Raw genomic sequence first — 14,007 nt, 5'->3', positions numbered from 1 at the left:
ATTACGACCGTAATATGACGCGAGTAATATTTTGTGGCAATTGATTTTTGTCGCCGATCGTCAGTTGCTTACTTGAGCCAGGCGCCGGGTGTGCTGCCGGTCATGGATTTGAAGAACGCAATGAATGCGCTGTCGCTGGCGAAGTCCAGTTCAAACGCGCAGTAGCCGAGGTTGCGCCCGGTGGCGAGCAATTCCATCGCGCGCATCAGCCGCCACTGTTGGCGCCATTGCTGATAGCTCATGCCGGTTTCGCGCTGGAAGATCCGGCCGATGGTGCGGCTGCTGGCGCCGATCTGTTGCTCAAGCACTTGCAGTTCTGGTGGCAGTCGCTCGGGTTGTGCCAGCAGGAGCGCCAGGCGCTTGTCTTCCGGCAGGGGCAGGAGCATCGGTTGCTGCGCCGCATCACGGATTTCACTCAGGCACAGCCCCAGCAAATGGACAAATTTGCCCTGCTGCCAATCGGTGGCGAAATCGGCAATCGCCATCGGTTCCAGCACCGCGCGCAGCAACGGGCTGACCTCAATCACGCAAACCTGTTGCGGCAGCTCACAGCACAACTCGGGCGTCAGGTAGATGGAGCGGTAATCGACACTTTGCTGCATCACCGCCCGATGCGTGACGCCACCGGGAATCCACGCCGCCCGCGACGGCGGCAGCAGGCACAACTGCTGCGCCAGGGTGATGCGGGTGCAGCCCTGTCGGGTGTAGAGCAGTTGCCCGCGCTGATGCCGATGCAGGCCGGAGTCGTGATCGCCGAGAGTAGAGGCGATGCCGATCACCGGCGCCGGGAAGCGATCAGGGTCAAAACGATCGTGGGCTTCGAGCCAGGCCATGGTTTGTCCGATTTCAACGATAAATTGTCAGGATTCGGATAATACGTCAGCCACCGTTTTTTAAACTCCCCGGCGTTTTTGTTGAGGAGTCTTGGTGATGGACCAAAGAAAGTTGTTGATGTTGGCGATTGCACTGCTGATGTTCCCGCAGATCGCCCAGACCTTGTTCAGCCCGGCGCTGGGGGATATCGGCCGGGCATTTGATGTCGGCCCGCAAGCGGCGGCGCAAACCCTGTCGGTGTACTTCCTGGCGTTCGCGTTGGGTGTGGTGACGTGGGGGCGGGTGTGCGACCGGATCGGCCGCCGGCCCTCGATGCTCGCCGGTCTGGCGATTTATGTTTTTGCCTGCGTACTCGGTTTGAGCGTTCGCAGTTTCAACGGCTTGTTGATGGCCCAGGCACTGGCGGCATTCGGCGCTGCGGTTGGCTCGGTGGTGACCCAGACGTTGTTGCGCGATCGTTTTCGCGGGAGCGAACTGGCCCAGGTCTTTTCTCTGGCAGGCATGGCGCTGGCGGCCAGCCCAGCCATCGGTTTGTTCAGCGGGGCGAGTCTGGTTCAGGGCTTCGGCTATCGCGGCGTACTCGTTGCGTTGTTGTTGCTGGCGTCGGCCTTGTGGCTCTGGAGCTGGCGCGTCTTGCCGGAAACCCGTCCACCACAACTGACCCCCGTCGGTCTGTTCGCAACCATGGGCGATATGCTGCGCGATCCCGGCATCTGGCGTTCGGCTTTGTGGATCGCCTCATTCAATGTTGCGTTGTTCAGTTATTACAGCCTCGGACCGTTTCTGTTCGAGCGGCTTGGGCTGAGCAGTTCAGCGTTCGGCTACAGCGGCGTGATGCTCGCGTTGGCCTCAGGTTTTGGAGCATGGCTCAACAAATGCTTGCTGCGCATCGGCTGCAGTCCGCTGCAGTTGATTCGCCTTGCGGCCGTCACCGGTTTGCTCGGTGGCATCGGCGTGTGGCTGTTGCAGGCGCACATCTGGTTCGTGCTGCCGATGCTGCTGGTGGTACTGGCGTTCGGCATGGCGATTCCGAACATTCTGGGAGCAGCCTTGAGCAATTACACGGATCGCTTGGGTACCGCCGGCGCGTTGCTGGGGCTGTTTTACTACCTGTTGATCGGCGGGGGATTGATGTTGGCAGCCTGGTCTCAGGCCCTCGGGGAAACCCTGATGATCTGCAACTTGCTGGCGTTATCGCTGGCGATCCGCGCTAAAAGGGCATTTGTTTAAGAAATGTAAGCAGCGTAGGAAGCGTCTTGCATTTGTGTGGGAAGGCTCTGACTATCACCGCAATTGATGGGGTGGCATTACGCCAGTTGATTGCAAGGATGTTGAGTGCCGTATTCGCTTTGCGTTGTTTTCAGTAGTCGTTCCCTGCCGCGCCCGCTGTTGTCGGCCTTGTTATTGAGTGTGTGTGCGCCCGGCGTTCTCGCCGCCGAAGTTTCAGCCCCAGGCCAGGAAGTGCTGCGCCAGCAACAGCTGCAACAGCGCGATCTGCAACAGCTGCAACTCGAACAGCGCAAGCGGCAGCTGGAGCGCGGCGCGTTCGGCCCGGCGCCGGCCAATCCGGCCATTCCTGAATCGATCAAACCCGATGAGCGCTGCTGGCCCTTGAGCGGGACGCGCATCGGCGGCGTCACGCTGATCGACAAAGACAAGCTCAACGCCCGGATCAAACCGCTGCTGGCGCCGTGCATGGGCGTCGGCCAGATCAACCATCTGCTGGCGACCATCACCGCGCTGTACGTGGAGAAGGGCTACATCGCCAGCCGGCCGTACCTGAGCAGCGCGCCGGCAGCGGGGCAATCGCTGGATATCCTGATCGACGAAGGTTACATCGAGTCCATCGAACTGGCGGACCAAAGCCTGCCGGTGTCACTCGGCGGGGCGTTCCCTGGCATGCTCGGCAAACCGCTGAACCTGCGAGATCTGGAGCAGGGGCTGGATCAGTTGAACCGTCTGCGCTCGCTCGATCTGACCGCCGACATCGCCCCCGGCAGTCAGCCCGGGGCGTCGAAAATCATCCTGCGTTCACGTACCTCGGGACAGTCGCGCTGGAGCTTGGGCCTGGGCGTGGACAACCTCGGCAGCGCCAGCACCGGTCGTGATCGCGACACGCTGAGCCTGACCCTCGACAGTCCGCTCGAACTCAACGATCTGTTGAGCCTCAGCGCCAGCGACACCCTCAATCAGGGCGACCGCTACAGCCGCAACGTCAGCCTCTATTACGCGATTCCCTACGGTTACTGGACGTTCAGCACCTTCGCCAGCCACGCCGAATACCGCGCGCCGTTCAAACTCAGCACGGCGACCCTGCACAGCACCGGCATCACCGATCAACTCTACCTGCGCGCCGACCGGGTGTTGTGGCGCGACCAGAGCCATCAGCTCAGTGCCAACCTGCAACTGGCGCACAAGGACGTTGACAGTTATCTGGAAAACGTCCGCCTCGGCATTCAGAGCCCGACCCTGACCGTGGCCGAAGCGGGGCTCAATCTGTTCTGGCTCGACCGCGCGGTATGGAATCTCGACGTCAACTACGCCCAGGGTTTAAGCGGGTTCGGTGCCGACGACGATGCCGATCGTCAGGTCAAAAACCTGCCCAAGGCACAGTTTCGCAAGTACCGCGCCGGCCTCAGCCAATGGCGCAACGGCCAGCTCGGCGCGCAAGCCTGGCAATGGCAGAGCCAACTCAATTTGCAGTACAGCCCGGATCCGCTGCCGGCGATCGAACAACTGCTCGGCACCGACGATTCCGCCGTGCGCGGTTATCGGATCAGCAGTGCGTCCGGCGCCAGCGGCGCGATCTGGCGCAACACCTTGCGCCTGCCGCTGCGCACCGATCTGCCGGTGCAGCTCACCCCGCGCGTCGGCCTCGACCACGGCTGGATCAAGGCCGATCACGGTGCTTCGGTTCAACGTCTGAGCGGCGCCAGCATCGGCCTCAACCTGGGCTGGAAAAACCTGCAAGTGGATGTCGATTACCAGCGCAGCCTCAACACCCCGACCGGCCTGCACCGCGAGCCTGAAACCTGGCTGATGCGGGTCGGATTACAGATATGAACGTCAGTGAACAACAGCCATCGGACCTGAGCGCGACAGCCGTGGCCTTCAACTCAACGCGCAACGTGATGCCGCACTACATGGAGAGTTTTTTATGCCAATGAACACCTTTGCGTTTCATCTTTCCCCACGGGGCAAACTGCGCTGGGCGATTGCCAGCCTGTTTCTGGTCGCTCACCTGCCGGGCGCCATGGCCGGCGGTGTGGTGGTCGCGCCCGGCCCCGGCGGCACCGCGCAATTGCAGACCCAGGGCGGCGTCCCGATCGTCAACATCGTCGCGCCCAACGGACAGGGCCTGTCGCATAACCAGTTCCTCGACTACAACGTCGACCGACAGGGCCTGGTGCTGAACAACGCTTTGCAGGCCGGTCAGTCGCAGCTCGCCGGGCAACTGACGGCCAACCCGCAATTGCAGGGCCAGGCCGCGAGCGTGATCCTCAACGAAGTGATCAGCCGCAACCCGTCGGCCATCAACGGCGCCCAGGAAATCTTCGGTCGCGCCGCCGACTACGTGCTCGCCAACCCGAACGGCATTTCGGTGAATGGCGGCAGCTTCATCAACACGCCGAACGCCAATCTGCTGGTCGGCCGTCCCGAGCTGAACGACGGCAAGCTGCAAGCCCTGAGCACCCGCGACGCCACCGGTCAGTTGCAGATCCAGAGCGGCGGCCTGCGCAACGGCGAAGGTTCGATCAACCTGATCGCCCCGCGCATCGACAGCCAGGGCGCGATTGCTGCGCGTGATCAACTGAACCTCACCGTCGGGCGCAATCAGATCGACTACGCCAGCGGCCAGGTGAAAGCCGTGGACCCGGCTGACAACACCACCGATCAGCGGATCGACGCCAGCCTGTTCGGTGCGATGCAGGCCGGACGCATCAACATCGTCAGCACCGCAGAAGGCGCGGGCGTGAAGGTCGGCGCTGTGCAAGTCGCCGGGCGTGACGGTGTGCAGATCCGTTCGGCGGGCGACTTGAGCGTCAGCGGTCAGGCGATCCCGGACAGCCTCGACCTGACCCGCGCCGGTATCCGCAGCAGCCAGGGCGACGTCGGCCTGCACAGCGGCAAGGACCTGACCCTGGCCGCCACTGACGTGAGCGGTCGCGACGTGAAGGTCGAGGCCAAACGCAACCTGACCCTGACCACCGTGGAAAGCCGCAAGCTCCAGGAACAGCGCGAGAACTGGAACAACAGCACCATCGGCATCACCTGGGAAACTTACGAGCGCACCAAGACCGACAGCGATTCGCGTCAGCACGGCAGCCAGATCGTCGCCAGCCGCGACGCGCAATTGTCGTCCGGCAAAGACACCGAACTGAAAGCCGCCAAGGTCGACGCGAAGAACAACCTCAGCGTGCAAAGCGGCGGCGACCTGCGCCTGACCGCCGCCACTGAAAGCCACACCCGGACCGATCAGGGCAAGCACCGCAAGCACCTGTGGAAAGCCGATTGGGACAGCAGCAGCGAAGAGCAGCGCAGCGTCACCAGCCAGTTGAAGGCCGGCAACATCGCCCTGCAAACCGCCGCGTTGTTGCGCTCCGAAGGCGCCGAGCTGAACAGCGCCGGAGATCTGCAACTGGCCGGCAAGCAAGTGGAAATCACCACCGCGACCCGCACCCATCGCAGCAGCGACAACCGCTATTCCGGTGATCTGGTCGGCGGCGGTTTCTTCGGCAAGACCGGCGACGCCGACAAGGGCCAGACCCAGCATCAGGGCAGCAAGATCAACGCGGCCGGCAAACTGGTGGCCAAGGCCGACGACGTGCGCATCAGCGGCAGCCAGGTGCGCGGCGGCCAGGACGCCAGCGTGATCAGCGACAACGGTTCGCTGACCATCGACGGCGTGCAGGACACCTCGCACAGCAACAACCACGACAAGGACAACAAGTTCTTCGGCATCACCAAGGACGAGTCCCGGCAGAACAGCAAGGACAGCACCACGGTGCGCAGCGAGCTCGCTTCCGACAGCAACCTCAAGCTCAAAAGCGCCAAGGACATCGAAGTCGCCGGTTCCACGGTCAAGGCTGGCAGCGCGCTGGTGGCCGATGCTGCGGGCGATGTAAATGTGCATTCGACGCAGAACACCCACGACAGCAGCAAGAGCACGCAGACTCGTGGTTTCGACGCCTACGCCAAGGAGCAGACGGCGGAGCAATATCGCGCCGGCGTGCATTACTCAGACAAGGCGCAAACCGTCACCGTCAACGACGTCACGCAGCAGGGTTCCAGCCTCAGCGGCGGCAGCGTGCAGGTGAAGGCGGGCGGCGATCTGACGCTGAAGGGCGCCGAGGTGAAATCCACCGCCGGCGAGACCACCCTGAGCGGCAAGAGCGTCTCGTTGCTGGCCGAGCAGGACAGCCACAGCACCTCGACCGAAACCCGCAACACCGGCGGCGGTTTCTACTACACCGGCGGCCTCGACCGCGCGGGTAGCGGTGTGGATTTCTCGCACAGCACTTCGCAAGACACCACCGCTAAAACCGCTGCGCAAACCACTGGCGTGCAGAGCAGCGGCAGCCTGAACATCAACGCTGACAAACTCGTCACCGAAGGCGCGCAACTGAAGTCCGGCAACGGTCTGAATGTCGCCGCCAACGAAGTCGACAACCGTGCTGCGAGCAACACCGAAAGCAGCACCCACAGCGAGAGCAACTGGTCGGCGGACATCGGCGCCAACGTCGAGTACAAAGACATCGCCCGGCCGATTGCCGGCGCGGTGAAAGAAGTGCTCGACGGCAAGGTGCCGGACAAGGACGTACTGGCCAATCTCGGTCAGCCGAACGTCGGTATCGACGTGGCAATCGGTCATGCCGGCGCCGATAAAACCGAGCAGGGCAGCAACGCCTTAGTCAGCCGGTTCGATGGCCAGACCGTGAACGTGAAGGTCGGCGGCACGCTGCACGATCAGGGCACCCAGTACAACGCCAGCGCCGGCCAAGTGAACATCAGCGCCGACAAACTGGTGGCCGATGCCGCGAACAACACCCACAGCAGCACCGAAAAATCGGTGGATGCCAAGGTCGATGTGCGCGTCTACACCAAGACCGGCGAAGACGTGAATGTGGCCGGCAGCAGCGCGGGTGGTAGCAGCCAGTCGAGCAAGGACAGCTCCACCGCGGTGGTCGGCGGTTACGCTGGCAATCAGGGTGTGAACATCCATGTCGGCGGCGATGCCCGGTTCGAAGGCAGCCGTTTCGATGGCGGCCAGGGCGGTGTCAGCGTCAAGACCGGCGGGGATCTGGCACTCAATCAGGCCAACGACCGCCAGAGCAGCGACAGCTCCAGCCTGCGCGGCAACGGTTCGCTGACCGTCGGCACTTTGCCGGGCACCGAAGGCACTAATGTCGATCTCGGCGCCGGGTTCCAGCTCGATCACAAAGGCAACCAGACCACCGACAGCCAGGCGCATGTTGCCAGCCTCAGCGGCAACGGCACGGTGCAATTGAGCAGCGGCGGTAATCAGATTCAGCAAGGCACGAAGATCGACAGCGCTGGTGCTATCGACCTCAAAGCTGACGGCAAGCTCGACCTGCAAGCGGCCACCGACTCGCACGTCGCCACCGGCAGCAATCTCGGCGGCGGCCTGAAGGCCGGCGGCAGCAAAACCAGCAGCGAGAAGAGCCGCGATCAGGGCGGCAGCCTTAGCGGCAACTTCAACATCGGTCGGGTCAACGAGAACACGCAGACCCTCAGCGGTGGCCAGCTCACCAGCCAGAACGGCATCGCCTTGAGCGGCGATTCGGTGCACCTGCAAGGCACTCAGGTCAGCGCGCCAAACGTCAGCATCGACGCGCAGAAGGGCGGTTTCGTTCAGGAATCCGCGCAATCCACCGACAGCCGCAATAACTGGAATGTGGCGTTGAATGCCGGTGGCAATCTGAGCCAAAGCACACCGACCGCCGCCGATGAAAAAGTCAGCAGCGATCACGGCTTCAATGCCGGGGCCAAAGTCGGCGTGGATTACCTGCAAGGCACCACCCAGCAGAACAGCCAGATCAAGGCTGACACGGTGGTGTTGAACAGTGGCGGTGATGCGAGCCTGAGCGGCGCGCGCAACGTCAGCGGCAACGTGGCGGGTGATCTGACGGTCGAAAGCCGTCAGGACTCCAGCACTCACGCCAAGGTTGACGTGGATCTGGGCCTCACCGCCAAGAAGACTCCGGCCGACGACAAGGGCAAACTCGCGGGCACCGACTACAAGCCAACGCTGAAAGTCGACGGCGAATACGCACACAAGGACAGCGTCAAACAGGCGTCCGGTATCAGTGCTGGTCAGGGTGTGAATCTCACGGTCGGCGGCGCTACCCAGCTGACCGGTGCGCGGATTTCTGCCGCCGAAGGCAAAGTCGATCTGGGCGGCTCGAAGGTCAGCAGCAGCGATCTGAGCAACCTCGACTACGGCGTAAAAGCCGGCCTCGACCTGCCACACAAAACTGAAGAAAACGCACCGAAGGTGTCCCTTGAAAACGGCAACCTGAAAGTCGGCCCGGTGACCCTGAGCGGTCATGCTGACAGCCAATATCTTCAAGCTGGAATTGAAGAGGCGCGCTAAATCCACCCAGCTACGGTGGATGCACCGGAACCCACAGCCACGTTATACGTCTGCGGGAACCGGCGTGCTTGCCAACGTGGTCGTTCGGCCGAAAATTCCTTTCTGGTTGACACTGACTCTGTCAACGTTTTCGTCACGGCGGGTTGCAATTTATGAGCTAATCTCACGCGAACATCGTCTCTGGAGAGCTTCATGTCATGGACAAGACAGTTGAGTTGCCGAGTGAGTACGTTCGTGCAATACAGTTGGCGGATCTGATTATCTATTCCGTCAAAAAATCCCTTCGTCATGGCTCGGGAAATCAGGTCGCTTCTAATATCCCGACCGTATTTGTCCCGGAGAGCAAGGAGCAGAAAGCCGTTATCAGTGCCTATCCTGCGACTCATCTGGTGAGAGAGGCTCGGGCATTGAAGAAAGAGTTGTACGCGCTTCCTGTCAGACCCAACAGCGGTCCCCATCATCCAATGCGAGGAGCGATCGCCGCTCTGGAAGTCGGCGCAGGGAATTGCGGGGAAATGGCCGATCTGGCCTACGTGTTGTGCCGGGAGTATTTCTCCAGTGAATGGCGTGTGATGCGCGCTTCGGCACCCAGGCCGGCAGATCATGGATTTTGCCTTGTGTGGAAGGGGGAAGAACCTGAATCGATTATCCGATATGTAAACGGCAAGCCACTGAAAACCATAGCGATTATTGCCGTAGATGCATGGCCAATCTATTCGCAGGCTGTGCTATGGAACGATCATTTCATGTCGAGTCGAACGCTCAAGCGATCTACGTGGCGAACCACTGGACTGATTTCTCCGCCCAAGGCTGAGAAGAATTGCATCGGCAGCGCTGCGCCCAAGCAGGCAGCGCTCCATAGTATGTCCGAGCTGATCAAAGGCCTGAGAGCGGGTAACCGGATAGAAGCGACCCTCAAATCAAGGCACGTATTGATCGCGAGAAGGGCTCAAGAGCGCTTTGAGTTCTCCGACACCTTCAGGACTTCATTGCGCGAGGCCTCGGTTGCGAAAATCAAGGCCGAAAAACCACCTGCCAAACAGTTGGAGCACCTCTGGGCGACTCATGGTGACATCACGATCGAGTATCGCGAGCGTAACGTCAGATTGAGGGAGGATGAGGTTGAGCCAGATAACCAAAGCCAAACCAAAAAGGCGAGGGTGTCAGGCGAAGAGGCGTGACGGCATGCCTTCCGTCAGGAGGTGATGGCTTTGGAATCCCTCAGAGAGTGGCTTGGGGCAGGCGACGTAACCTGAGAAAAAGGCCCGGTTCAGAAAACTCAAGCGTTTCAATGAATGCCCTGTGCTCCGTATAGCACTCGTCGGAATCCATTGCCTCGGCTTAATAGGAAGCATTACCATTCGTTCCCCTTTCCTCAGCACGCCGCAATGACCCCCATGCTGCCCCGCAGACCCGGCTTTCTCGAGCATTACGAAGAGTTGATCGGCACCTGGACCCGTCGCCTGCGCAATCGCTCGCAGGCCGAGGATCTGGCGCACGACACCTTTGTGCGGGTGCTCGAATCCGATTCGTCGGCGGTGCAGCAACCCCGGGCGTATTTGCACCAGACCGCGCGCAACATCGCGGTGGACGGCTATCGGCGTGAGGACCGGCGGGGCGCCATGGAGTCGGAGGCGATCGATCTCAGTGAGGCGCCGACCGGCGACCCGGAGCATTACATGCATGCGATCCAGCTGGCCGATTCCATCGAACGCGCGCTCACGGAGCTGCCGGTCAACTGCCGACGGATTTTCGTCTGGCAGAAGATCGAGGGCCTGACCCAGGCGGAAATCGCCGAACGCCTGGGCCTGTCCAGGAACATGGTGGAAAAGTATATGATCCGCACCCTGCGGCATCTGCGTGATCGCCTGGACGGGGCGCAATCATGAGCCGTGGCGTCTTTTCATCCCCAGCCAAACAGGACATTCCATGATGGATACTCGTGATTGCGCGTGCGGGCAAACAACGGTGCGCGATGACGCGGCACGCTGGTTTGTGCGTTTGCAGGAGCCAGCGGTCGATGCCGAACAATATCGGAACTTCGACGCGTGGCTGAACGAACATCCCCAGCACCGGGACGAATTCCAGTTGCTGCAAGGCTTGTGGACAGCGGCGGATCTGCTGCCGGCGCCACGGCTTAAAGCTTTGTGCGAAACGCCGCCAGCGCGGCGCGAACGCCGTCCGTTGTTGCGTTATGCCGTGGCGGCCAGCGTGGTCGCGGTGGCGCTCGGGCTCGGTCTGTTCAGCGGCTTGAATCACCCGGCGGGTTACAGCGCCGAATTCGCCACCGCGCTGGGCGAGCGCAAGCATGTCGCGCTGCCGGACGGCTCGGTGATCGACCTCAACAGCCGCAGCCGTTTGCAGGTGCGTTTCGAGAAGGATCGGCGGCTCATCGAACTGACCGAAGGCGAAGCGATGTTCAGCGTCGAGCACGACACTTCCCGCCCGTTCGTGGTCGAGGCCGGCAGCGGCAAGGTCACGGTGACCGGCACCCGCTTCGATGTGCGGCGCGACGTGACGCAGACCCGGGTCGCGGTGGAGCAGGGCACGGTCAAGGTGCAGGGCCGTGATGCGGCCAATGCCGATTTCATCAGCCTCACTGCCGGTCTCGGCACGCGGATCGATGCCCAGGGCAAAGTGGCGCCGGCCTACGCGGTCAACCCGGCGGAGCTGACGGCCTGGCGCAGCGGCAAACTGGTGTTCAACAATGCCAGCCTCAGCGAAGTCGCCGAGGAAGTGTCGCGTTATCGCGACAAGCCGCTGAAGGTCGCCAACCCGGCCGTGGCCAATTTGCGCCTGACCAGCGTGTTCAAATCCGACAACACCGATGCCTTGCTCAAGGCCTTGCCAAGCATTCTTCCGGTGGCCGTGCGCACCCTTGCCGACGGCAGCCAGGAAATAATTTCAAAATAAAATTCAGGTTTTTTTCGAGTTCGTCGTCTTCCTGTTCAACTGCAACTGGTTTGCATTAACAGCCGCACACTCTTGCGATCCACAGGACTCCGTTCGACGTGAAAAACTCCACCGCCAAAAACAATAAATCCCCTTGGTTACCGCTGGCGCTTGCGCTGGCGGTCAACGCCGCCGTGCCGATGGCTTTTGCCGCCGAAGCCATTCACATCCGCGCACAGCCGCTGGGTCAGGCCCTGAGCGAACTGGGCCAGCAAACGTCGTTGCAGGTGTTTTTCAGCCCGGACCTGGTCGCTGGCAAACAGGCGCCGGCGGTGGACGGCAATCTTTCTCCGGAGCAGGCCCTGCGCCAATTGCTGCAAGGCAGCGGTCTGGATTACCAGATCAATGAAGGTTCGGTGACGCTGTCGCCGGCCCCGACTTCCGCTGCCAGCGGCCCGCTGGAACTGGGCGTGACCGACATCAAGGTGGTCGGCGACTGGCTCGGCGACGCCAACGCCGCCGTGGTGCAGAACCACCCCGGCGCGCGCACGGTGATTCGCCGTGAAGCGATGGTCGAGCAGGGCGCGATGAACGTCGGCGACGTGCTGCGCCGTGTGCCGGGTGTGCAGGTGCAGGAAGCCAACGGCACCGGCGGCAGCGATATTTCGCTGAACGTCGGCGTACGGGGTTTGACGTCGCGCCTGTCGCCACGCTCCACCGTATTGATCGACGGCGTGCCGGCCGCGTTTGCCCCGTATGGCCAGCCACAACTGTCGATGGCGCCGATCTCTTCCGGCAACCTCGACAGCATCGACGTGGTCCGTGGTGCCGGCTCCGTGCGTTACGGGCCGCAGAACGTCGGCGGCGTGATCAACTTCGTGACCCGCGCGATCCCGGAAAAAACCACCGGTGAAATCGGCACCACCCTGGAAACCTCGCAGCACGGTGGCTGGAAACACATCGATACCGCGTTTCTCGGCGGCACTGCCGACAACGGCATCGGCATGGCGCTGTTGTACTCGGGCGTCAACGGCAACGGTTACCGCGAGCGCAACAACGGCAACGACATCGACGACGTGATCCTCAAGACCCACTGGGCGCCGACCGATCAGGACGATTTCAGCCTCAACTTCCACTACTACGACGCCAGCGCCGACATGCCCGGTGGCCTGACGCAAAAGCAGTACGACGACAAACCGTTCCAGTCCGACCGCGACTACGACGGCTTCAGCGGCCGCCGCAAGGACGTGTCGTTCAAGTGGATCCGGCAGATCGACGAGCGCACTCAGGCAGAAGTGCTGACCTATTATTCCGACAGCTTTCGCGGCAGCACCATCGCCGCCCGCGATCAGAAAACCCTCAGCTCGTTCCCGCGTTCCTACTACACGCTGGGCATCGAGCCGCGCGTTTCGCGTGTGTTCGACGTCGGCCCGACCACTCAGGAAGTCAGCGTCGGTTACCGTTATCTGAAAGAGGCGATGCACGAACAATCGAGCCGCCTGGCGCTGGTCAACAATGTGCCGGTGGTCACCAAGACCTCCGACGGTCATGTGTTCCAGGATCGCACCGGCGGCACCGAGGCCAACTCGGTGTACATCGACAACAAGATCGATGTCGGCAACTGGACCGTGACCCCGGGCATTCGCTTCGAGCACATCAGCACCGACTGGCATGATCGCGCCGTACTCGACACCGCCGGCAAACGCGTCCCGGAGAAAAACCGCAGCATCGAAAGCAACGAACCGCTGCCGGCCCTGAGCGTGATGTATCACCTGTCCGATGCGTGGAAGCTGTTCGCCAACTACGAGACGTCGTTCGGTAGCCTGCAATACTTCCAGCTCGGTCAGGGCGGCTCGGGTGACCAGACCGCCAATGGTCTGGAGCCGGAGAAAGCCAAGACCTACGAAATCGGCACGCGCTACAACGATGACGTGTGGGGCGGGGAAGTGACGCTGTTCTACATCGACTTCGATGACGAACTGCAATACATCAGCAACGACGTGGGCTGGACCAACCTCGGCGCGACCAAGCACCAGGGTATCGAAGCGTCGGTGCACTACGACATGGCGGCGCTTGACCCGCGCCTTGATGGCCTGACCGCCAACGCCGGTTTCACTTACACCCGCGCGACCTACGAAGGCGAGATCCCCGGCTTCAAGGGCCGCGACCTGCCGTTCTACTCGCGTCAGGTGGCCACCGTCGGCCTGCGTTACGACATCAACCGCTGGACCTACAACATCGACGGCTTCGCCCAGTCCAAACAGCGCTCGCCGGGCACCGGCGTGAATGCTGATGGCAGCTTCAATGGCAATTACATCACCGAAGGCACGGCGGACGGGCAGTACGGCGACATTCCGGGTTACGTGACCTGGAACGTGCGCGGCGGCTATGACTTTGGTTCGCAGCTCTCGAACCTGAAGCTCGGCGCCGGGGTGAAAAACATCTTCGACAAGCAGTACTTCACCCGCTCCAGCGACAACAACTCGGGGATCTACGTGGGCACGCCACGGACGTTCTTCGTGCAGGCCAGCGTAGGCTTCTGATCTGCACTGATGGTTCCTCCGTCGAACCGTCTGCGTGGGAACACCTCCGCGTCCGCTTTTATTGGGACGCGGAGCGTCCCTGGCTGCGTTCCCACGCAGAGCGTGGGAACGATCTGAACACAT

The 14,007-nt window shown here is 61.8% G+C and carries 8 protein-coding genes; 7 read left to right on the top strand and 1 reads right to left on the bottom strand.

Features of this window, described 5'->3' with window-relative positions; translation table 11 throughout:
• Window positions 1-68 precede the first annotated feature (68 nt).
• A complete protein-coding gene (locus tag ACEN93_RS07075; RefSeq protein WP_074689179.1) occupies window positions 69-833 on the bottom strand; it encodes an AraC family transcriptional regulator in 765 nt (254 codons plus the stop codon).
• Between the two features lie 97 nt (window positions 834-930).
• On the opposite strand from ACEN93_RS07075, the gene ACEN93_RS07070 reads away from it, so the two are divergent.
• The 7 genes from ACEN93_RS07070 to ACEN93_RS07040 all read left to right on the top strand — a co-directional run bounded on the left by ACEN93_RS07070 (window position 931) and on the right by ACEN93_RS07040 (window position 13,884).
• Complete coding sequence (locus ACEN93_RS07070; protein ID WP_490840761.1) at window positions 931-2,064, top strand: MFS transporter; 1,134 nt, start codon at window positions 931-933, stop codon at window positions 2,062-2,064.
• Window positions 2,065-2,169: 105 nt separating this feature from the next.
• A complete protein-coding gene (locus ACEN93_RS07065; protein ID WP_495611235.1) occupies window positions 2,170-3,897 on the top strand; it encodes a ShlB/FhaC/HecB family hemolysin secretion/activation protein in 1,728 nt (575 codons plus the stop codon).
• Window positions 3,898-3,991: 94 nt separating this feature from the next.
• On the top strand, window positions 3,992-8,449 hold the full coding sequence (locus ACEN93_RS07060) for a hemagglutinin repeat-containing protein (RefSeq protein ID WP_495611234.1): 4,458 nt from the start codon (window positions 3,992-3,994) through the stop codon (window positions 8,447-8,449).
• Window positions 8,450-8,646: 197 nt separating this feature from the next.
• Window positions 8,647-9,630: a hypothetical protein gene (locus tag ACEN93_RS07055; RefSeq protein WP_085667467.1), complete on the top strand. Its 984-nt coding sequence runs from the start codon at window positions 8,647-8,649 to the stop codon at window positions 9,628-9,630.
• Window positions 9,631-9,837: 207 nt separating this feature from the next.
• A complete protein-coding gene (locus ACEN93_RS07050; protein ID WP_414882664.1) occupies window positions 9,838-10,338 on the top strand; it encodes a sigma-70 family RNA polymerase sigma factor in 501 nt (166 codons plus the stop codon).
• Between the two features lie 40 nt (window positions 10,339-10,378).
• A complete protein-coding gene (locus tag ACEN93_RS07045; RefSeq protein WP_495611233.1) occupies window positions 10,379-11,362 on the top strand; it encodes a FecR family protein in 984 nt (327 codons plus the stop codon).
• Between the two features lie 98 nt (window positions 11,363-11,460).
• Window positions 11,461-13,884 (top strand): TonB-dependent siderophore receptor, encoded by a 2,424-nt coding sequence (locus ACEN93_RS07040; RefSeq protein WP_074689168.1) that lies wholly within the window; start codon window positions 11,461-11,463, stop codon window positions 13,882-13,884.
• Window positions 13,885-14,007 lie beyond the last annotated feature (123 nt).

This window comes from Pseudomonas sp. Pseusp21 (genome assembly GCF_059492145.1).
The sequence above is the reverse complement of the archived record's forward strand: the minus strand, read 5'-3'. Positions and strand labels throughout refer to the sequence as shown.